Annotated in this window: 17 protein-coding genes; 10 read left to right on the top strand and 7 right to left on the bottom strand. The window is 56.1% G+C overall.

Annotated features, from left to right (window positions below; genetic code table 11):
• Positions 1–62: 62 nt before the first annotated feature.
• Positions 63–953, bottom strand: coding sequence for a hypothetical protein (locus tag C5Y96_RS27045; protein ID WP_146115559.1), 891 nt, complete (start codon positions 951–953; stop codon positions 63–65).
• A gap of 633 nt (positions 954–1,586) precedes the next feature.
• Between C5Y96_RS27045 and C5Y96_RS07630 the strand changes: the two genes are divergently transcribed.
• From C5Y96_RS07630 to C5Y96_RS07650, 5 genes are all read left to right on the top strand, one after another.
• The gene (locus C5Y96_RS07630; protein WP_105351586.1) at positions 1,587–1,952 is read left to right on the top strand and encodes a cupin domain-containing protein; all 366 of its coding nucleotides are present in this window, start codon (positions 1,587–1,589) and stop codon (positions 1,950–1,952) included.
• A 286-nt stretch (positions 1,953–2,238) separates the two neighbouring features.
• Entirely contained in the window at positions 2,239–5,046 is a 2,808-nt protein-coding gene (locus C5Y96_RS07635) for a PQQ-binding-like beta-propeller repeat protein (protein ID WP_146115560.1), read from the top strand.
• A gap of 64 nt (positions 5,047–5,110) precedes the next feature.
• Positions 5,111–6,811 (top strand): PQQ-binding-like beta-propeller repeat protein, encoded by a 1,701-nt coding sequence (locus C5Y96_RS07640; protein ID WP_105351589.1) that lies wholly within the window; start codon positions 5,111–5,113, stop codon positions 6,809–6,811.
• A 251-nt stretch (positions 6,812–7,062) separates the two neighbouring features.
• Positions 7,063–7,434, top strand: coding sequence for a response regulator (locus C5Y96_RS07645; RefSeq protein WP_105351590.1), 372 nt, complete (start codon positions 7,063–7,065; stop codon positions 7,432–7,434).
• A 2-nt stretch (positions 7,435–7,436) separates the two neighbouring features.
• Entirely contained in the window at positions 7,437–7,775 is a 339-nt protein-coding gene (locus C5Y96_RS07650; RefSeq protein WP_105351591.1) for a tRNA-binding protein, read from the top strand.
• A gap of 995 nt (positions 7,776–8,770) precedes the next feature.
• Here C5Y96_RS07650 and C5Y96_RS28125 read toward each other — a convergent pair.
• Complete coding sequence (locus tag C5Y96_RS28125; RefSeq protein ID WP_158261130.1) at positions 8,771–9,043, bottom strand: Imm7 family immunity protein; 273 nt, start codon at positions 9,041–9,043, stop codon at positions 8,771–8,773.
• Between the two features lie 38 nt (positions 9,044–9,081).
• On the opposite strand from C5Y96_RS28125, the gene C5Y96_RS07660 reads away from it, so the two are divergent.
• Positions 9,082–9,939, top strand: coding sequence for a transposase (locus C5Y96_RS07660; RefSeq protein ID WP_105351593.1), 858 nt, complete (start codon positions 9,082–9,084; stop codon positions 9,937–9,939).
• On the opposite strand, the gene C5Y96_RS07665 is transcribed toward C5Y96_RS07660, so the two are convergent.
• From C5Y96_RS07665 to C5Y96_RS07685, 5 genes are all read right to left on the bottom strand, one after another.
• Positions 9,936–10,172: a hypothetical protein gene (locus C5Y96_RS07665; RefSeq protein WP_105351594.1), complete on the bottom strand. Its 237-nt coding sequence runs from the start codon at positions 10,170–10,172 to the stop codon at positions 9,936–9,938. The two genes, C5Y96_RS07660 and C5Y96_RS07665, sit on opposite strands and share 4 nt — an antisense overlap.
• Positions 10,173–10,272: 100 nt before the next feature.
• The gene (locus tag C5Y96_RS07670) at positions 10,273–10,707 is read right to left on the bottom strand and encodes an SMI1/KNR4 family protein (RefSeq protein WP_105351595.1); all 435 of its coding nucleotides are present in this window, start codon (positions 10,705–10,707) and stop codon (positions 10,273–10,275) included.
• Between the two features lie 58 nt (positions 10,708–10,765).
• Entirely contained in the window at positions 10,766–11,794 is a 1,029-nt protein-coding gene (locus C5Y96_RS07675) for an integron integrase (RefSeq protein WP_105351850.1), read from the bottom strand.
• Positions 11,795–12,076: 282 nt separating this feature from the next.
• Positions 12,077–13,108, bottom strand: coding sequence for an agmatine/peptidylarginine deiminase (locus C5Y96_RS07680; protein ID WP_105351596.1), 1,032 nt, complete (start codon positions 13,106–13,108; stop codon positions 12,077–12,079).
• On the bottom strand, positions 13,105–13,992 hold the full coding sequence (locus C5Y96_RS07685) for a carbon-nitrogen hydrolase (RefSeq protein WP_105351597.1): 888 nt from the start codon (positions 13,990–13,992) through the stop codon (positions 13,105–13,107). Before C5Y96_RS07685 ends, C5Y96_RS07680 begins: the two co-directional genes overlap by 4 nt.
• Positions 13,993–14,060: 68 nt before the next feature.
• Between C5Y96_RS07685 and bioD the strand changes: the two genes are divergently transcribed.
• From bioD to C5Y96_RS07705, 4 genes are all read left to right on the top strand, one after another.
• On the top strand, positions 14,061–14,783 hold the full coding sequence (bioD, locus tag C5Y96_RS07690; protein ID WP_105351598.1) for a dethiobiotin synthase: 723 nt from the start codon (positions 14,061–14,063) through the stop codon (positions 14,781–14,783).
• 140 nt (positions 14,784–14,923) lie between these two features.
• Entirely contained in the window at positions 14,924–17,164 is a 2,241-nt protein-coding gene (locus C5Y96_RS07695; protein WP_233198864.1) for a vWA domain-containing protein, read from the top strand.
• Between the two features lie 246 nt (positions 17,165–17,410).
• On the top strand, positions 17,411–19,963 hold the full coding sequence (locus C5Y96_RS07700) for a WD40 repeat domain-containing protein (protein ID WP_105351599.1): 2,553 nt from the start codon (positions 17,411–17,413) through the stop codon (positions 19,961–19,963).
• A gap of 86 nt (positions 19,964–20,049) precedes the next feature.
• Positions 20,050–20,967 (top strand): hypothetical protein, encoded by a 918-nt coding sequence (locus C5Y96_RS07705; protein WP_146115561.1) that lies wholly within the window; start codon positions 20,050–20,052, stop codon positions 20,965–20,967.
• Positions 20,968–20,970: the final 3 nt, after the last annotated feature.

The raw sequence follows: 20,970 nt of genomic DNA on the forward strand, positions 1-20,970 counted from the left end.
AAAAAAACCTGGTTGGGCGAACCCAACCAGGCTTTTTTGTTTTCATGCTTACTTCGCTAAGCTTAGCGAGCCGAAGCCAGGCGACGGCGAGCTGGAACGAAGGTCATGGTGTCAGCCGGAACTGGAGCCGGTGGCATCATGTCAGCTTCGGTTGGCGAACCAGCTTCAACTGGAGCCGAGTAGGTTGCACCGCAACCGCAAGCCGAACCGCACGAATCGCAACCGGTGTCACAACCGCAGCTGCTCTTGCAGCCACAGCTGCTGACGCAGAACAGGCGAGCGATGGCGTCCTTCAGCGGGGTGCAGCTCTTCTTGCAGCCACACTTGCCGGCGAACAGGCTGCAGCTCTTCTTGCAGCACGAACCGCAAGCTGGAGCACCGCAGGTTGGCTCGCAACCGCAAGCTTCAGGAGCACCGCAAGTTGGTTCGCAACCGCTGTCGCAACCACAAGCTTCAGGAGCGGCACAGGTAGCTTCTGGTGCACAGCACGAAGCTTCAGGAGCGCCACAGCCACAGCTCGATCCGCAAGACTTCTTGCAGCAGCTCTTCTTGCAGCAGAACAGGTTGTTCAGAGCGTCCTTCAGCGGGGTGCAGCACTTCTTCTTCTTGCAGCAGCTGGTGGCACATCCACAAGCGGAAGGAGCAGCACAGGTAGCTTCTGGTGCACAGCACGAAGCTTCAGGAGCACAACCGCAAGCTTCAGGAGCAGCACAAGTGGCTTCTGGAGCACAGCAGGTTGGTTCCGGAGCACAGCAAGTAGCGGCTACCGGAGCACAGCAGGTCGGCTTTGGCATGCAGCAGCGCGGCTTTGGCGAGCAGCATTTCGGTGTTTGACAGCAGGACGTATCACAACCGCAGCCGGTTCCCAGCATTTGGTTCAGAAGTCCCGCGGCATTCGCTTGGCTACACACAAACGCGAGCACCAGCGTTGCCAAAAGAGTGTTCCATTTCATCGAGTCATTTCTCCTTCTGAGTGGTGACTTCCAGATTCCAATATTCTTTGTCGCCAGGCCGGCGCTCTCGTGAACAATCACGGTATGCGACTACCACGCCGCGATTGCTCGCACCTCTGGGGCCGTCCATATGGCGGGTTGGACAACAAAGCCTCGGAAGTTTGAGCGTGTAGTCGAACCTGTTGAGCAAAGCTTCTCGGTTTCTTTCGTCTCCACAGTCCTCTGCCTAAGTTCCGTCGAGCCAATCCTTGACCCGAATGTTCCCCATCGAAACTTGACAGCCCCTCGTGATCCGCCAGAGGGAATTCCGTTTGATAGACACCTCGTGCAGGTATGTCTGGAAATGCGTATCGGCGGAATGACTAGGCAGGCTTGATCGCTCAGAACCAATTTCAGCTACTTGGTTTACATCTTCGATTGCACGAACTTTTCCCGCCACGAAAGACAGGTAAACCTTAACGATTATGCGAGCGAGCCAGCCGCTACAGCTTGCCAATCAAGCCCGGAGAGTCACCAGTAATCGCTACAGCTTAACGCAGTGCTATCGGTGGCCCCTCATCCACGTGGCAGGTAGAATATATGGCATAACACATCCAAATTTTCAGTTTCATCCCGCCACTTTTCGGAGGCAGCATGACCCCGACCCCATCGACCAAGGGATACGAAGTCGTCGATTTCGCCAATATCCCTGGCGTCCCCTGCCCCTGCGGAACCGCCAAGCGTGGTTTGGCCGACGTGGACGATTATCCGGGGACGATCCACGTCACTGAAATCTCGACCGATGCCAAAGTTCACTACCATAAGAAGCTGACCGAAACCTACTTCTTTCTCGAGTGCGGCGAAGGTGCCCAGATACAGCTCGACGACGAAACCATTGCCGTTCATCCCGGCATGTGCATCATGATTCGCCCCGGCACACGCCACCGAGCCCTGGGAAAGATGAAGATCGTGAACATCGTCTATCCCAAGTTCGACCCTGCAGATGAATGGTTCGATTAGCTGATCGCGATGATCCGTAGTTATTGGCAGACAAGGATTTAGCCACAGAGATCACCGAGAACAAGGAAAAGCGAAACTGAGTTTTCCTTCGCTTACCATTGTCGGCTTGCCCTCCCACGGCAACCGCTTCCAGGCCTTTTACTGCTCCATCCACTGGTTTTCCTGCCTCTCCCCTCTGTGGCTTATTTCCCTATAAAAATCCCGCTAGCAGCCGCACGGTTTTCCTCCCTCGCCTGGACTATGCGACCAGGAGATTCCTTGCATAGACGTTTAAACAGGTATAAGCTTGAAGCTGCGTTACGACCTTCCCCCCAACGATTTAGAGATCCCTATGTTCCGGCCCTATGCACATCGGCTCCATCCAACGGTGGCCTCGGCAACGTTGGTGTTCATCCTTTCGCTGACCCTCCTTGCTATTGGCTGCACGCCACCTCCTACCGGGCGTCCATCGACCAACAACACGACGCTCAACCCAAACCCTAATACCACGGTTCCTGGCACCAACACGACTTCGCCGGCAAAGCTGCCTGGCCCAGACGAAGTCCCGGCCGATGAATCGAAGATGGCCGTTGAAGAGTCGAAGGTCGTTCCGGCCAAGACCAGTGAACAGCTGACTCCCGTCGTCACCCCGGACGAGAAGCCAGGCGTCACGCTCACAGACTCGGTCGAGACCAAGCCTGCCAAACCAACCGGAGAGCTTACCGACCCGGCAGTGACCGATACTCCTAAAGACGCAGCGATGAAAGAAGAAGCTGCCAAAGAGGAAGTCAAAGCAGACGCGAAAGAAGAAAAGCCTGCTGCCGAGGAAATGACCAAGAAGGAAGCACCGGTTGCTGAAGTTGCTTCCGCCAAGAAGACCACCACCGCTGCTTCGGCAGGTGAAAGCAAGGCCGATCCTCAAGACTGGCTCTACTGGCGTGGTCCTGAATTCAATGGCATCAGCCGCGCAACGGGCCTGCCCGATAGCTGGAACCCCGAAGGGGGCGAAGGGAGTAACGTTCTCTGGAAGCGAGACGACCTTGGTTCCCGCAGCACGCCAGTGGTGATGGATGGCAAGTTGTTCATCCTGGCCGCCGCCGAACAAGGTACCCCGCGTGAAGGGGAACGCGTCGTCTGTGTCGACGCCAAGACCGGCGATACCCTTTGGGAAAACCGCTTCAATGTTTACCTCTCGGACGTTCCGGTCGAACGCGTCGGCTGGTCGGCTGTCACTGCCGATCCTGAAACCGACACCGTTTACGCTCTGGGTGTTGCCGGCCACTTCCAATGCATCGACGCCGATACCGGCAAGACGGTCTGGCTTCGCAAGATGCACGAAGAGTTCGGCATGCTGACGACCTACGGTGGTCGTACCAACTTCCCGATCGTGTACGAAGACCTGGTGATCATCAGCGGGATCGTCATCGGCTGGGGCGATATGGCCAAGCCAGCTCACCGCTTCCTGGGCATGAACAAGGAAACGGGTGAAGTCGTCTGGTTCACCGAAACAACTCCCCTTCCCTACGACACCACCTACAGTGCCCCGAGCATCAAGATCGTCAACGGCATTCCTCAGTACGTAATCGGTGCTGGCGACGGCAAGATCTGGAGCATCCAGCCACGTACTGGCCAGCACATCTGGAACTTCGCGTTCGCGGCTCGTGGTTTGTACGGTACTCCGATCATTGAAGGGGACACCGTCTTCATGGCCCAGGGTGAAGAAAACGTCAAGTCGAAGGAAGTCGACGGCAAAATCGTGATCGATGTCGATAACACCATGGGTGCCGTCGTCTCGGTCGATGCGACCAAGACCGGCGACATCTCGGTAAGTGGCCAAAACTGGAAGGTTGTCGAATTGAACGGCAATCGCAGTGCTCCGCTCTACGTCAACGATAAGTTGTACGTGATCGACGACCGAGCCAAGCTGTTCGTGCTCGATCCGAAGACTGGGGAAGAGCTGTTCAAGAAGACCCAACTGGGCACCAAGATGTTTGCCTCGCCGCTGTACGCCGACGGCAAGATCTACACCATCACCGAGAATGGCCGCTACTACGTGCTGGGCATTCAAGAGGATGGCAATGTCGATATCCTGACCAAGGGCCGCCTGCCTGATGGGGACGCCACCGGCTCGCCGATCTGTGCCCAAGGGCTTCTGTACTTCCCGACGAGCACATGCCTGTACTGCGTCGGCACTGCAGGCAAGGAAACCGGTTTCAGTGGTCTGCCTGAGCAGCCGAAGGAAGTCCCCGTTTCTGAGGATCCGAAACCAGCTCACGTGCAAGTCATTCCAGCTGAAGCGCTCATCTATCCTGGCAAAGGAATCGATTACCGCGTCAAACTGTTCAACTCGCGTGGTCAGTTCGTAAAGGACGCCGACCAGGTTGAATACAGCGTCGAAGGTCCTGCCAAGATCGATGCTTCCGGCAAGTTGACTGCCAACGAAGACGCCGGTCACGCTCCAGCTTACGTCACGGCCAAGACCGACGGTCTGACCGGTAATGCCCGCCTGCGAATCGTTCCGCCACTGCCGTGGAGCTTCGACTTCGAGGGCATCGCCATCAACGAAATGACCGGCAAAGGCGAACCGCCGATCACCTGGGTAGGTGCTCGCTATCGTCACGTCGTGCGTGAAGAAGATGGCAGCAAGGTGATGGTCAAGATCACGACCATTCCCAAGGGTACCCGCAGCCAGTCGTGGATGGGACACACCGACCTGCACGACTACACGATCGAAGCCGACGTCAAGGCTCAAGAGTTGGAAGGTCAACTTCCCGATATCGGCCTGATCGCCCAAGGTTACGAGTTTATCCTGATGGGCAACGAGTCGAAGGCCCGTGCTTTGACTTGGATCACCCAGCAGCGAATCGCCAAAGATGTAGACTTCAAGCTGGAACCCGATGTCTGGTACCACATGAAGCTAAAGGTCGCCAACCAGGACGACGGAACCGCCAAAGCCCAAGGCAAGGTCTGGAAGAAGGGGGAAGCAGAACCGGAAGCGTGGATGGTGGAAGTCGTCGACGACGTCCCCAACACGACCGGTAGCCCTGGCCTCTTCGGAAATGCGAAGACTGGCGAAATCTTCCTGGACAATATCAAGGTGACTCCGAATAGTTAAAGTGTCGGACTCCCACCTCCATTCCTCCCTCATATCACACAGTTCACGTACGAGCATAAAACCTATGAAATCGACGTATGCTTATTTCGCCATCGTAGGCTCTGCCTGCGTTGGCATGACGATCGCCGGCCTGCTACCTGAAGAGCGAGTTGTCGCTCAAGACCAAGTGGCCAAGGCCGAAGTTACCAAGGATTGGCCACAATGGGGTGGCGATTCCAAACGCAACAACACCCCCACCGCTACCAATATCCCCACCAACTGGGAAATTGGCGGCTTCGATCGCATGACCGGCAAGTGGGAAAAAGAAGAAGCCGAGAACATCAAGTGGGTCGCAAACCTTGGTAGCCAGTCGTACGGCAACCCTGTCGTTGGCGACGGCAAGATCTTTGTCGGTACCAACAACGGCAATGGTTACATCGATCGCTATCCCTCGAAGGTCGACCTGGGCTGCCTGGTTTGCTTCGACGAAGCAACCGGTGAATTCCTATGGCAGCACTCCAGCGAAAAGCTGCCTACCGGCCGCGTTCACGACTGGCCTCTGCAAGGTGTCTGCTGTGCTCCTTACATCGAAGGCAAGAAATTGTGGTTTGTGACCAGCCGCGGTGAAGTCCGCTGCCTGGATACCGAAGGCTTCCGCGACGGCGAAAACGACGGTCCTTACAAGGACGAAGAATTCACCGGCGAAAAAGAAGCCGACGTCATCTGGGTCTTCGATATGATGAAGGACCTGGGCGTTTCACAGCACAACATGTGCAGCTGCTCGGTGACCTGCCTGGGTGACATCCTGTTCGTGAACACCTCCAACGGCGTCGACGAATCGCACATCGTGATTCCTTCGACCGAAGCCCCTAGCTTCATCGCCATGGACAAGAACACCGGCGAAGTCTACTGGACCGACAAGTCCCCGCACACCAATATCCTGCACGGTCAATGGTCGAGCCCGACCGTTGCCGAGCTGGGTGGCGTTCCGCAGGTGATCTTCGCTGGCGGTGACGGCTGGGTTTACTCGTTCAAGGCCGACAAAGGCCAAGACGGCAAGCCAGAGCTACTGTGGAAGTTTGACGGCAACCCGAAGACCTCGAAGTGGGTTCTCGGCGGTCGCGGTACTCGCAACAACATTATCGCCACCCCGGTCGTCTACGATGAGAAGGTCTATGTCGCGGTCGGCCAAGACCCTGAACACGGCGAAGGGGAAGGTCACCTCTGGTGCCTGGATCCGACCAAGCGTGGTGACGTGAGCTCGGAACTGGCCATGAAGATCGAAGGGAGCCAGCGCGTGCCAATCGAACACCGCCGCATTCAGGCCGTGATCGAAGAAGATGGCGAAGTTGCCGTTCCTAACCCGAACAGCGCCGTCATCTGGCACTACTCGACCTTCGATCAAGACGGCGACGGCAAGATCGAATTCGAGGAAACGATGCACCGCAGCATCGGTACCTGCACGATCAAAGACGACATCCTCTACATCGCCGACTTCAGCGGTCTGCTGCACTGCCTGAACGCCCAGACCGGCAAGCCGAACTGGACCTACGACATGTTCGCCGCGGCTTGGGGTTCGGCCCTGATCGTGAACGATCACGTCTACATCGGTGACGAAGACGGCGACGTCGCCATCTTCAAGCTGTCGGCTGATCCGGACGACGCCGAACCGATCGAAGAGATCAATATGGGCAACTCGGTCTACTCGACCCCGATCGTTGCCAATGGTGTGCTGTACGTCGCCAATAAGACGCACCTGTTCGCCATCACTGAAGGGGGCGAGTAACCCTCACCCCTTTAACAGCATCCAAGACGCGGGAGTGCCCAACGGACGCTCCCGCGTTTTTTTGTTCTTGAAGAAGAAAATGTGACCGCGGATTACGCGGATGTTTAAGAGATAAGAGAAGTAGAAATCGATTGCTGCGGTTGGCTCGGCTCGCTGTGGAACGCAATCATCTCTTCTTCCTTATCAGCGTTTACCCGCGAAATCCGCGGTTGCTCCTCTTTCCGAATCTTAATTCACGAGGAACCCTGCAGATGCCTAAACAAGTTCTCGACGTCGGCAACTGTGCGTATGACCACGGCTCGCTGAAGAGCCTGATCGAACGCAACTTCGACGCCAAAGTGCTTCAGTCGCACGGGCCGCGCGATACGTTGAAAATGTTGCGCGAACAAACGTTCGCCTTGGTGGTCATTAATCGTAAGCTCGACCGCGATCATTCCGATGGAATCGATATCCTGCGGGATCTGAAAACGGACGAGCAGCTGAAGGATCTCCCGGTGATGATGCTTTCCAACTACGAAGACGCCCAAGCCGCTGCCGAGGCGGAAGGTGCCGTCCCTGGCTTTGGCAAGCGTGACCTGGGCAAAGAGACCACCCTCAAAAAGCTAGAGCCCTTTCTAGGATAGCCATGAGCGAGATCACCTGGAGCGACTTCGAAGCCGTCGAACTGCGTGTCGGCACGATTGTCGAAGTCGAAGATTTCCCCGAAGCCCGCCGCCCTGCCTACAAGCTAAAGATCGACTTCGGCGGGGAGCTGGGCATCAAGAAGTCGAGCGCCCAGATCACGCAGCTCTACCAGCGCGAAGAGCTCGTCGGCAAACAAATCATCGCCGTCACCAACTTCCCCCCGAAACAAATCGGCCCCATCCGCAGCGAAGTCTTAGTAACAGGCTTCTACGGAGAAGACGGAGCCGTCACCCTGGCCGTGCCCGATAAACCGACGGCCAACGGCAACCGACTGGCGTAGACTTTTCTTGTCCCCTCGCCACCATCTGCGAGGGAGAGTGGGCATGTTGCCGAAGTCGAAAGGTTGCTCGGTCGGTGATCCGCTTCTTTCCAGAACACGAAGTTACGTAATTCTTCAATCGCCGCTCAAAAAACCCTCACCTGGCAAGGGAGCCGGTCGAACCCTCATTTGATATCCAACACAAGACACGCCCTCCTTGGGCACTTTGAAAGGCGGGCCTCACAACGATCAGCAAAGTACCTGGCAAGACAACGTCGCGGATCACGCGGTCGCCGCGCGCGATCCTCCACTTCAATAACCATGAATCGGCGACTCGTCGTGCATCCGATTGTTACGCGTCCGGTCTCGAACCGCGAATCAATGGACGCATGATTTTGTATCCCGGCGGCGGCATTGTCCACTCCAGTCCACGATGTCGGTGGAATCTCCGCCGGGTTGAGATGACTATTGAGCAAGCATTCGCTAGGTATGAAATTGCAAGCGGTATGAATCGCAGACCGACAAAAGGCAACGCAATCAATGCCCCCACCGCAGAACCGAGAACGGCCGAACAGATGAATCGAAGTATCGGCCGTGAGATCAGCAAGGTTTTCTTCGGCACTCCCCAATGTCGTGCCATTCCCTGCGCTTGTATTGTTGGTAGGACGTAGACAAAGGGTATTCCAATCAGACCGACAACCGATGCGAGATATGGAAAGTCCTCTGGTAGCGGGAATGGACCTGCGTCTGTTGCTCCAAGCAAGAAAACGTTAGCGAAGCCCTGAGCGGTAAATAACGCAACCGCCCAATGCGTTACTACGGGTTCTGCATAGGAGTTTAGTTGTTCATTCGATGCTGCGTATGGGTTCAAGTTTGATCCGAGTGATGCTGGCATTCGCACGCGTAACGCCTCAATCAGCCGCCCGAACGGAGTGCTTTAAATTGTGGTAAAGTGAGCGCAGCGAACCACAATTTAAAGCACGGAGTGGAGGGTCGGCTGCATTGATTTGTTATGGCTAAAGCTCATACTCCACCTCTGGATATATAGGAGATAAAAAAGGGTCGTTATGGAAGGTATAGTTACCTTTGTTTATTTTTATCACCCTAAATTCATTACTGTATTCAGACTCATCATCAAGTACATATATTATACCATATGATCCTAATGCATTTTCAACGATCCAATCTAGCAATTGAAACAACTCAGGAGCAGTATGGTTACGAGATGAAGTAATATGCAATACTCCGGATGTGTTGTTTAAATTCCTAATTGCCTTGTTGAAAACCAATCTTCCGTTTTCGATTCCCTGGCGCTAAATTATCAGGCATGAGCACGAAGCAAAACAACCTGATTGCCGTGACCCGGCTCAGTATGAAGCTGGCCGCTAAGTTCATGCGCCCCTATTCGCACGAGCAGGCACCCAAGCGGTACACCCAGCCGCAGTTGATGACTTGCCTTGTCCTGAAGGCGTATCTGAAGACGACTTACCGAGGCGTGATCGAGATCATTGATGCCTCGGACAAGCTGCGGGATACGATTGGTTTCGCCGGGCGTTTGCCGAATTACTCGACGCTGAAGTACTTCTCCGATCGCTCTCAAGTGGCCGAGATCGCCGATGCTATGCTGGTGGAAATCGTTAAGAAGTTCGCCCCGACCGAAGAGGAAGTCGCCATCGATTCGACTGGGCTGGAAACCACTTCGGCCAGCGTTCACTTCCGAGCCCGCAGCGGTAACAAGCGAAAGAAGTTCGTGAAGCTTTCGGTCTGCGTGCTGGTGGGTTCGCTTCTTCCGGCAGGCATGGTTCTAAGCTGGGGCCCCGGCAACGACAAGTGCGAAACCATGGAACTGATGGGCAAGTCGGCCCAGGCCATCATGCCCAAAAAACTGTTCGCCGACGCAGGCTACGATGCCGACTGGGTTCACGTCTTTTCCCGAGAAGTTTGGAAGGCAGAAAGTTGGATTCCACCGGTAACGCATCGACGAGATGGGACGCTCGGCGGAGAATATCGCCCGCTGATGACCGAGGAAAACCTCAAGAACTCAGGCTACACGAAACGCTGGAAAGTAGAATCGTTCATGAGCGGCCTGAAAAGAACCGTCGGCTCGACCCTTTCCGCGAGAAAGCCAACAGCCATGATGACCGAAGCCGCCCTGAAAGTCCTGACCTACGCCCTGCGGCGTTAGCCAATGGCGTTTAACGTTGTTGGGTGTTCAACAGAGCAATTCCTAATGAAATCCAACACCAAGAGGATATCTTCCTTGTGGGCAGATTTGCAGTATTCTTCAAATTTGTCCCAAACCACCTCATCATTTTTATTTACTTCTTTGTCTAATAGCTCTATTTCTTCTGAGGATAACTTATCCGAATACTTTTCTCTTGAGGATCGTACAATCACCCAGCCATATGCATTAATCACTTGCCTCTCCTAGAGCCATAACGCTCACAATCACCCGGCGGGCGCGAGTGACTGCCCATTGTAAAACCGCCCGATTCGCCCGCTCGGGTGCATTGTGTTGTTATGCCTTGTCTTCCTCGCGGCCAAGTGCCATTGCGAACATCTCGAAATCATGTGCAATCTGAACGGCATCTGATTCGGCCATTGGAATGAATGGCACCATATAGACCGGACAGGGTGATCCATCCTGTTTGCGAATCGCCAGCATTTCACCACCGCCACTGCTGCCAATTGCAAACCATCCGGGCAGGAACTCCGAAACATTGTATCCTTGATTGTATTCAGGAAGTTCGCCCGAAGAGCAGAGTTGGAAATACCACGGTTCGATGCACAGGAACCCCTCGCCGCCATTGCTGTACCGCAGAAAGGCCAAATACTCATCCGGCAAGTCGAAATCGCACGAGGCGATAAGAGCCTTGATATCGTCGTTCGTCGCTGGAGGACGTCGCGTCCAACCCGCGGTCGAATCGCTCAGGATTTCGAGAAGCTTCGCCATTGGGGCCTTGGGGCATAACTAGTGTTTATTCAGAACCTTTCCGAATAACGTGCGCACGTTATTCGGAATCCAGGCTGTCGAAATCAGCCGGGCTGCGGACGCCACGGCCTCCCTGGTTCAAAACATGAGTATAAATCATCGTCGTCCTAACGTCACTGTGACCAAGGAGTTCCTGAACCGTGCGGATGTCATAGCCCGCCTCGATCAGATGGGTTGCGAACGAGTGACGAAATGTATGAGCCGTCACTCGTTTCGTGATATGCGCTCGACGGGCCGCTGCGGAAATTGCCTTCGATATGGTGGATTCGTGCAGATGATGACGCCGCCGAATACGACTGCGAGGATCAACGCTCAATCCAGCGGCGGGAAAAACGTACTTCCAGCGAAAATCGAAGGCCGCCTGTGGAGATTTTCGCTCAAAGGCATGGGGCAGTTCGACGCTGCCGAAGCCTGCGGCAAGATCGTCCTCATGGTAATGCCGGGATATCTCGATCTGGTGCCGGAGATCGGACACCGCAGCTTTCGGAAACATCGTGCGGCGATCCTTATCTCCCTTGCCTTCGCGAACGATTAGTTCCCGTCGCTCGAAATCGATATCTTTGACACGCAGCCGAAGCGCCTCCAGCAATCGTAGCCCCGAGCCATATAACAGCAGCCCGATCAAGCGAGGAGTGCCGGACATCTCTCCCAGTATGCGTCGCGACTCGTCCCGCGTGAGCACCACGGGTAATCGTTTCGGCCGGTTCGCGCGAACGACTCCTTCGATGCGATCGAGCGGCTGCTTGAGCACATGCTCATAGAGGAACAGGATCGCGGCGAGCGCCTGGTTCTGTGTCGACGCCGCCACATGCCCATTCACGGCGAGGTCCGTCAGGAAGCGGTTGACATCGCCTTCGACCATTCGCCGGGGATGTTCGTGTTTATGGAACTCGATGTAACGGCGAATCCAGTGGAGGTAGGCATCTTCCGTGCGGAGGCTGTAGTGGCGCACGCGCAGAACCTCGATGATGCGGTCGTACAATCGGGGCGTGGGCTTGTCCGGAAACAAGCCCAAAGGCGAGCGGCGTTGCTGGGTGGTTGCGGTCATGGCCTTCATCTCGACAGAAAACCGGAGATCCAGATCCACCTCGCATTAGAGCGGCCTGGCCATGCGAAATCAATCAATTAGAAGGAATGAGGATCATCAATCCCGCAGGAACAATCCTTACTATCCTCGCAATGAGCTGAGCTTTCGAGCTTTATGCCTACACCGGTCGAACCGTCCTGCGAGCCTCCTCCGCGTTCCATCACACGTCCAAAGTGTACGTCTCGGCGGCAATTCCCTACTTCAATCAAACTGATCGCTAAAGCCCACTTCTGACCGCTTGCCCTACTTCATGATCTGCTGCGAGATGCAGTGGAACGCACCCAGTCCCCACACCAGGTCAATCGCGTCGATCGGCACGATCTTGCGATCGGGGAAGCACTGCTGCAAGGTATTACACGCCTTCTCATCGGCATCATCACCAAACTGCGGGACGATGACGATCCCGTTAGCAATGTAAAAGTTGCAGTAGCTGGCCGGCAGGCGTTGGTCGTCCTGGTACTTGGCCTTAGGCATGTGCAGCGGCAGGACTTCCAGCGGCTGACCATTCAGGTCGGTCATTGCTTCCAAGTCTTTAAAGTTCTGCTGCAGGCCTTCGTAGTTCTCGTCGCTGGCATCCTCTTCATAAGCGGCCACTACGGTCCCCAGTCCTACGAAGCGGGCCAGTTCGTCGATGTGGCCGTCGGTATCGTCCCCGGCGATTCCATGGTGCAGCCACAGAATCTTCTCGGCGCACAAGTAATCGTACAGATACTTCTCGGTCTGCTCCTGCGACAGATGCGGGTTCCGGTTGGGGTTCAACAAGCACTCGGTCGTGCTCAAGACGAGCCCAGCCCCGTTGCCGTCGACGGCTCCTCCTTCCATCACGATGCCCGGCTGAAACCGGCCGAAGCCGAGCTTCTCGGACAGGCGTTCCGGAACCGCTTGATCGTTATCCCACGGCGGATACTTGCCGCCCCAGGCATTGTAGTTCCAATCGACCGCCATCCACGGTTTGCCCTTGGGTGCCTGGAGAAAACTCGGGCCGTGGTCACGTGCCCAGGCATCGTTAGTGGGGATCGCGTGAATGAAAACATTCGGCAGATGCCCTACCAGGTCTTCGGCCTGCGTCAGAATGTCACCGGCTGCGGCCAGGATATGCACATCCTCGACTTCGCATAGCGCAGCGACCAGCTGCTTGTACACGCCTGGCACCGGCTCGAACTTGCCCGGCCACGAGTCGCGATTGTGCGGCCACGAAAGGAGCGTGCCGATGTGCGGTTCCCACTCGGCAGGCCATCGGTACTGTTGTTGTTTAGGGGTCAACCGATCGCTCATGAGGTGATATCCCCGTCGATGAATCGCTTGGTCAGCCCGCCGTAAGCGTCGATACGACGATCACGCAGGAAGGGCCAATGCGTGCGCGAGAACTCGATCTGAGCCAGGTTGCACTCGACAATCAGAGTCTCCTCCTGATCGTGCGAAGCCACTTCCAGCAGCGTACCGGTCGGGTCGACCACGAACGAATGTCCCCAGAACTCGATGTTGTCTTCAATGCCCACGCGATTCGGCGCGGCGACAAACACACCGTTGGCGATCGCGTGGCTGCGCATCATCGTTTCCCACGCCGAGACCTGGGCCGGACCGTACTCTTCCTTCTCAGGATGCAGCCAGCCGATGGCCGTTGGGTAAATCAGAATCTGAGCGCCCGTCAGCGCCGTTAGACGTGCTGCTTCGGGGAACCATTGATCCCAGCAAATGCACACGCCCACGCGGCCGAACTTCGTATCGAACGTGCGGAAGCCGATATCGCCCGGCGTGAAGTAAAACTTCTCGTAGTAGTGCGGGTCGTCGGGGATGTGCATCTTGCGATAGATGCCCAGCATCTCTCCATCCGCATCGAACACAGCAGCCGTGTTATGAAATAATCCTTCGGCTCGCTTCTCGAACAGCGAAGCGACGACCACCACTCCGTGCTCTTTGGCGGCGGCTTGAATGCGATCGCTGGTCGGACCGGGGATCGGTTCGGCTTGCAGGAACTGAATGTGGTCCTCGGTCTGGCAGAAGTAGAGACCGGGGAACAGCTCTTGCAGGCACACGATGTTCGCGCCCTGCTGGGCGGCCTCAGCGATCTTGGCGATCGCTTTGCTGACATTCTCTTCTTTGTTGCCGCTGCATGTCATCTGCACGACGGCAACGTTGACCTTGTCCGGTTTGCTCATGATTCTGACTGTTACCTACCCTGAAGCGATGCTGGGATGCGAACTGGCAAAATGGTACTATTTCCCCTATGGACAGAAAACCACCAAGAGGACTCTTTATTACCGGAAATAATACGGGCGTCGGCAAGACCCACGTGGCCGGTTTGATTGCCCGCAGCCTGACAAATGCGGGCCTCCGCGTGGGTGTGTATAAACCAGCAGCAAGCGGATTGGTCGAAAACGACGGGAAGTGGCTCTCGGAAGATGTTCAAACTTTGTGGGAAGCCTCTGGGAAGATTTGGGACACCCAGCACATCTGCCCGCAAACGTTTCATGCCCCGCTTGCCCCCCACCTGTCTGCCCGGGCCGAAGGGAAGGAAGTGGATACTCGCCTACTGCGGACCGGCTTCGACTATTGGAAGCAGCAGCAAGCCGACCAGAAGTGCGATTTCCTGCTGGTCGAAGGGGCCGGAGGACTGCTATCACCCATGTCCGACGACGATTACGTCTTCGACCTGGCCTTGGAGTTCGGTCTGCCGCTGATCATCGTCGCGGCCAATCGGCTGGGGATGATCAACGAAACGCTGCAAACGCTGCTCACCGCTAAGACTTACCAGAAAGGCCTTCCGGTGGCTGGCATCGTGCTGAATGATTTGCAGCCCGAGGCCAGCGACGTCAGCCGCACCACCAACCGCACCGAGCTGGCCCGCCGCACCCCAACGCCGATTTTGACGCATGTTCCTTTTGGCGCGAAGCAGTTTCCCAACCAGGTCGACTGGCTCTCGCTATCAGGCACACCCCTCTCGGCGTAAATGCCGCGGCGGACAAAATTTCGGAAAAAATCTTCATTCTGCAAATCGCTGGGCGAAAGTGTCTCGTCTCTCTGGGTGAGCTCATTAGGCGAAAAGACACGAAAATACTCATCCCAACCGAAATGTGCGGGTCGAATACGATGAAAAAGATATGGATTCTCACGCCCCTTCTGCTGGGCGTCGCGATGGTCGGATGCAGCGGTCAGCCTCAGTCCCAAATCGGGGCTCGAGCCGATCGAGCCGCTGGCTCAACCAACGAAACCACCTCTCAGTTGAGCACCGTCGACGAGTCACTCACCCAGCGACCGCTGGAAGAATTTGAACCGGCTGAAAACATCGACATGCCGGTCGAACTGAAAGACGCGGAAAGCGATTTCATGGAGTTGAGTCGCAAGGGTCAGCAGCAAGGACAAGCCGGCATGTCTGGCTCGGGGCCGGCTGCGGATCACCCATTTATGGACGATGACGCCGGCGGATACGGTGGTAAAGCGCTGCAAGGCATGGCCGAGGAAAGCAAGCCTGCTGCGGATAGCCTGAGTTCCCAGCTCGATGGCCAGCCGACGTCGGGCGAACGAGATGCACGACGCCTCAAAATCACGGCGAGCAAACAACTGCCTCGCTTGGAAAAGAACGTCAAAGAACTTGAGCAAGTGCATGATTACAAATACGCAGCACCTGGCGAGGAAGCGAAGAAATCGGACCTCGCCAAAGCCAAAACGGAAGCCCCGGAAGCTTTCATGGAAATGCCTGGTCCTGCCGTCGGCGATCCTGCGGCCCGCGTAGCCAGCAATCCGGTGCCTGCCACCAAGCCAGCCGAAAGCAACCGTGCCCGCGGTGTTGAGACACGCGAGTCGCAGTTTGGCGTTGAGCTGCAAGGATTGGATGTCGAAGCTGGTTTCGCGCCAGGTATGTTACGAGAAGCGCTTGGCAAGGGTCCTGGTGAAGGTGGCGACAAGTTTGACGTGATCGAAGAGAACAACTTCATCGCGGTCGCCGATCAGCCTCTGTCGACTTTCTCGATCGACGTCGACACGGCCAGCTACTCGAAGATTCGATCTTACTTGAACCAGTTCGGTCAGCTGCCACCGCGCGATTCGGTTCGCGTCGAAGAGCTGGTCAATTACTTCACCTACGACTACGCCACCCCGACCGACGAGCACCCATTCGCCGCGAACGTTGAAGTGGCCAGCTGCCCCTGGAACCCAGCCAATCGCCTGGTTCGCGTTGGCATCAAGGGGAAAGAAGTCGATACGGATGAACGACCAGCCAGCAACCTCGTCTTTCTGCTGGACGTCTCTGGCTCGATGAACAATCCCAACAAGCTGCCGCTGCTGAAGAAGGGCATGAAGATGCTCGTCGATCAGCTGGGCGAGAACGACAAGGTTTCGATCGTCGTTTACGCCGGTGCCGCTGGCATGGTGTTGGAACCCACCTATGGTTACGAGAAGGCCACAATCCTGGCGGCACTCGATCGTCTGCAAGCTGGTGGTTCGACCAACGGCGGACAAGGCATTCAGCTGGCCTATAAGACCGCAACTGAGAACTTCATCCAAGGTGGCACCAACCGCGTGATCCTCTGCACCGACGGCGACTTCAACGTCGGCGAAACGAGCACCGGCGGGCTGGTCGGTATGGCTGCCGAACAAGCCAAGAAGAACATCTACCTCAGCGTGATGGGCTTCGGCATCGGCAACCACAACGACTCGATGCTGGAACAGCTCTCGAACAAGGCCAACGGCAACTACTCGTTCATCGACAACGAGAAGGAAGCCCGCAAGGTGTTGGTCGAACAGATGAGCGGTACCCTGCTGACGATCGCCAAGGACGTGAAGATCCAGATCGAGTTCAATCCGAAAAAGGTCGCTTCGTACCGCCTGGTCGGTTACGAAAACCGCCTGCTCGCCGCTCAAGACTTCAACGACGATAAGAAAGACGCCGGTGAAATCGGAGCTGGGCACACGGTAACCGCCTTCTACGAAATCGTCCCTGCCAAGGGTGACGGCAACACCGAAGTCGCCGCCGTCGATCCGAAGGTGGACGAACTGAAGTATCAGACCAAGCCTGAGACAACCGAAGCGGCCGACACCAATGAACTGATGACCTTGAAGCTCCGCTACAAGCAGCCAGAGGGAGACGTCAGCACGCTGATGACTTACCCGGTGGTTGATAGCGGTAACAAGTTCAACCAGGCCACCGGCGACTTCCAGTTCGCTTCGGCCGTGGCGATGTTCGCCTTGAAGCTTCGCGGAAGCCACTTCCATCATGAAACCAACTTCGCCGAGATCGAAGAACTGGTCGCCTCGAACGTCGACGGTCCAGGCTCCTCGTACCGCGAAGAATTCCTCGACATGATTCGCCAGGTTGAACGCATTCAAAAGTAAGTCGATTGCGAGAATCGATCAAACTCACATGCCCAGGCACACTTGCCTGGGCATGTTGTGTTTCGAACGTCGACATGCCTACTTCTTCGCACGCGATGAACCAATTAGTAGCTTCAATTCCTGGCATTCCCTACGATGAGGTACGCCAGACCAAAACCAAACCGTGGCGGCGGTCGTCTCATCTTGTGAGTGAAGGTGGCGAAAGATCTCGTCCCTGCTAACCTTGTCTGGAGGTACGTTGTGTTCATGAAGTGGCAACAACTGACCAGCCTGATCGTGATTTGGTTAGTTTGCGTTCCGCTGATCGCAGACGACGAGGATTCAACTTCCGATCCTCTGCCTGACGGGGCCGTGATGCGATTGGGGACGACGCGGATGCAGCAAAGCACTTGGCCGACCTGTGTCCAGTTTGCCCCCAACGATCAGGTCCTCGCCACGGCCGACTATAGTGGCAAGATTCATTTCTGGGATGTCGCGACCGGCAAGCTGCTTCGCGAATCGCCAACGAGAAAAGGTCAAACGTTTGCCTTTTCGCCCGATGGCAAGACGATGGCAATTGGCGGTCACTACAATCAAGCGATTGCCCTCTGGGATTTGAAGAATCACCGAGAGATTCGCGAGCTGCCGCAAAGTGCCTGGGCACTTGCCTTCTCCTCCGATGGCAAGATGCTTGCTTCTGCCGGTCAGGACAAAATCGTTCGCCTGTGGAATGCCAACACCGGTGAACTCATCCACGAAATGAAAGGGCATCAATCCCAGTTGTATGCCGTCGCGTTCTCTCCCAACAATCGCACGTTGGCTTCGGCTGGCGGCTCTGGACGACGGGCGGATGATAAAGAGATTCGACTGTGGTACGTCCCGACCGGTCGGCAGTATGCCACGCTGCTGGACGACAACGATCGATTGAACAATCTGCCGGATACCGTCTACTCGTTGGCATTTTCTCGCGATGGAAAAACGCTTGGTGCGTGCGGCCCGTACGTCACACGATTGTGGGATGTCGACCAGGAACAACTGCTGCAGCGGCTGGAGGATTGCTCTTACGTTGTGGCCTTTTCCCCGACGGAAGATCGCCTGGTGACCGGCGGGAATTTCGGCATCTACGATTCCCACACAGCGAAGCAGAAGATCAAGCTTGCCGGGCAAGCCGACAACAGCGGCAGCGTAGCGTATTCGCACGACGGCAAATGGATTGCCAGTTGCAACCGCGATGGCTTCGTCCAACTATGGGACGCACATACCGGCAAGGAAATTGTGAAACGATTCGGTCACGAAGGGGGCGTGCGGGCCGGAGCCTTTTCGCCCGATGGTACCTTGATCGCATCGATCAGTCGCCAAGATGCCACCCTGCGTATCTGGGGAACCGCCAGCGGCAAAGAGCTGCTGAAGTTTCCCGTCCCCTGGCAAGGTTCGGATGTTTGGTGGAACGAAGAGGGTTCAAGCGTCTGGTTCGCCCCATACGGTCGCGAAGTGTTGACCTGGACCTACAACCAACAAGTGGTCTACTGGCGAATCGCCACGCAAGACAAACATGTCCAGCAGTTGGAAACTGGAAAGTCATCGTATAGCTACGATGACCGTGCCGTCGTCGCTGCCTACTCGCCCGATGGTCAGCGGATGGCAACGTCCTCTCACACGCATAGTTCCAAATTAACCGTTTGCGTATTTGAACTGGATGGAGGGCGTCTGCTGGCCAACATTCAACCCCTTGCGGGAATCTCCACTTCCGACGCCTGGGTCAGTAGCCTGGCTCTCTCTCCCGATGGCAAGCTACTGGCGATCGGAGCACTTAATGGTTCTCACCGCGATAAGCCTGGCAACTCAGTTCAGCTTTGGGATCTGGAGAAGAACAAACGAATCCACCATCTCCGCTCGGCGACGTCTCCGCCTGGAAACGTCTGTTTCTCGCCCGATGGAAAGCTGCTGGCAACCAGCTCGACGATCGGTGCGCCGGTTCAAGTTTGGCGCGTAAGTGATGGCAAGGAAGTCGCCCAGTTCCCAGCTGAAATTGACTTCCACGGCCGCGACATGGCACCGCTGGCCTTCTCGCCCGACGGATCGCTACTGGCCGCGGCGGACAAGGACCGAGTGATCTACGTCTGGGAATTAGCCACGAAGAAGAGAACCCACACCTTTACCGGCCACCTGAAAGCAGTCACCTCGCTGGCATTCTCGCCCGATGGCAAGACGCTCCTTTCCAGCAGCGAGGATACCACGCTGCTGTTGTGGAATGTCCGCGGTGCCACCGACGACTATGCCGACAAACCGCTGACCGTCGTCGAGATGACCGGCTACTGGCAGGCCCTCGCCGACCGCGACAGCGATGTCGCCACCAAGGCAACCCAAGCACTGATGAACCATTCCGACCAAACGGTTGCATGGATCGAAACCCACCTGACTGCCGGACCGGTCCTCGATGAAAAGGAAATCCCCCAGCTGATTCAGGCACTGGAAAACGCGAATCCTCAGACACACCTTCCCGCGGTAGCACAACTCAAACGCTTCGGCTCGGCGGCATCGCCGGCGCTGTTCACCGCGTTGTCGAAAACGAGCGACCGTAAATTCCGTCAGCGAATCGAGAGCATCCTCAATCTCTCCGGCAAATTCCCCAAGCCGCCAGAGCAGCTACAAAGACTGCGGGCGGTCTCGATCCTCGAGAAGCTCGACAACCCAACCGCCGATGCTATTTTGAAAACGATTGCCGACCATGAGCCACCAACCGAGACCAGCCAGGAAGCTCAAGCAGCGCTCAAGCGATTGGACGCGTATCGCCGCGCTCCATCGGCAGGCCGTCCGTAATGGCACGTTTTCGTTCGCATGACATCAATCGAACAGGTATCCTGGGCACTACTAATTGAAAAAAGTCTGGCCGAAATGCGCGACGCATGCCCTCTTCCACGACACCATCGTCTTCGCAATCAAGGCGGGCCCGCCTGCGTGGGGAAGCTTTGCAGAAATGGTACGGCAGAAGCGGGAACCTTTCGCCGGAACAATGGGAAGCAGAACAGAAGCGGATCGAAGAACAGCAGCGCGATGTGGCTCAGACGTTTCTATTCTTTGCATTTCCCATCCTGATGTTAATGGCTCCCATCAGTGGCCCTATTGTGACATCGATTCTCGGCATCTGGTTGGTCATTGGTAGTGGGAGTTTCTGGTGGCGAGTTGTGCTTACGATGGGAGCCGTCTTCGTCATGGGTTGCTGGGCTCCTTATTTTGCCGCGCTGCTCTTGTGGGTTCTTTTTCTTTCAATAACGCTTACCTACGGCATGAGCCTGCTCTTTTCCCGAGTTCACTTGATGCCCACGCGAACGTTTCAGTTTTCGCTCTGGCATATCGGCGGGTGCACGTTCCTCATGGCCGCCTCGCTGGCCATGCTACGGGGCACCGGCTTCAGTCTGAAAGAGTTTGCGGAAATTGAATCTCACAGCCACTTCTTCCTGTTGGTTACGGCGATCACCTTGAATGCCGTCCTGGCAAGCATTCCTATTTTGGTGCCAGCCCGATATCGCAAGGCAGGGCTCTTTGGTTTGTCAGCGATTCTCGTGCTGCTTTTGCTTCCCAATATCGAGATTGTATTGATCACTCCCTTAACTGGCTGGTCACCACGACATCTTCACGGACTGACTTTCATCTGTCATATCGTTGGCCTGATGGTAGTCTGGCTATTCGTTCTCACCATAGAAGCAGCCCGGGGCTTCTGCGATGTCGAGTTGCTCACCTACAATGTGATGGAAGCCGACGAATCAGACCCCCTAGGGCTGCTGACGCTGTCGGACTTACCCCGAAGCGATGAAGGAACCTAACCC

The organism is Blastopirellula marina (assembly GCF_002967715.1).
In the GTDB taxonomy this organism is placed as follows: domain Bacteria; phylum Planctomycetota; class Planctomycetia; order Pirellulales; family Pirellulaceae; genus Bremerella; species Bremerella marina_B.

What these genes read in the sequence shown, in the direction of transcription:
- C5Y96_RS27045 (WP_146115559.1), bottom strand. Translation starts at nt 953, where the DNA reads ATGAAATGGAACACTCTTTTGGCAACGCTGGTGCTCGCGTTTGTGTGT.
- C5Y96_RS07630 (WP_105351586.1), top strand. Translation starts at nt 1,587, where the DNA reads ATGACCCCGACCCCATCGACCAAGGGATACGAAGTCGTCGATTTCGCC.
- C5Y96_RS07640 (WP_105351589.1), top strand. Translation starts at nt 5,111, where the DNA reads ATGAAATCGACGTATGCTTATTTCGCCATCGTAGGCTCTGCCTGCGTT.
- C5Y96_RS07645 (WP_105351590.1), top strand. Translation starts at nt 7,063, where the DNA reads ATGCCTAAACAAGTTCTCGACGTCGGCAACTGTGCGTATGACCACGGC.
- C5Y96_RS07650 (WP_105351591.1), top strand. Translation starts at nt 7,437, where the DNA reads ATGAGCGAGATCACCTGGAGCGACTTCGAAGCCGTCGAACTGCGTGTC.
- C5Y96_RS07660 (WP_105351593.1), top strand. Translation starts at nt 9,082, where the DNA reads ATGAGCACGAAGCAAAACAACCTGATTGCCGTGACCCGGCTCAGTATG.
- C5Y96_RS07670 (WP_105351595.1), bottom strand. Translation starts at nt 10,707, where the DNA reads ATGGCGAAGCTTCTCGAAATCCTGAGCGATTCGACCGCGGGTTGGACG.
- C5Y96_RS07675 (WP_105351850.1), bottom strand. Translation starts at nt 11,794, where the DNA reads ATGACCGCAACCACCCAGCAACGCCGCTCGCCTTTGGGCTTGTTTCCG.
- C5Y96_RS07680 (WP_105351596.1), bottom strand. Translation starts at nt 13,108, where the DNA reads ATGAGCGATCGGTTGACCCCTAAACAACAACAGTACCGATGGCCTGCC.
- C5Y96_RS07685 (WP_105351597.1), bottom strand. Translation starts at nt 13,992, where the DNA reads ATGAGCAAACCGGACAAGGTCAACGTTGCCGTCGTGCAGATGACATGC.
- bioD (WP_105351598.1), top strand. Translation starts at nt 14,061, where the DNA reads ATGGACAGAAAACCACCAAGAGGACTCTTTATTACCGGAAATAATACG.
- C5Y96_RS07695 (WP_233198864.1), top strand. Translation starts at nt 14,924, where the DNA reads ATGAAAAAGATATGGATTCTCACGCCCCTTCTGCTGGGCGTCGCGATG.
- C5Y96_RS07700 (WP_105351599.1), top strand. Translation starts at nt 17,411, where the DNA reads ATGAAGTGGCAACAACTGACCAGCCTGATCGTGATTTGGTTAGTTTGC.
- C5Y96_RS07705 (WP_146115561.1), top strand. Translation starts at nt 20,050, where the DNA reads ATGCCCTCTTCCACGACACCATCGTCTTCGCAATCAAGGCGGGCCCGC.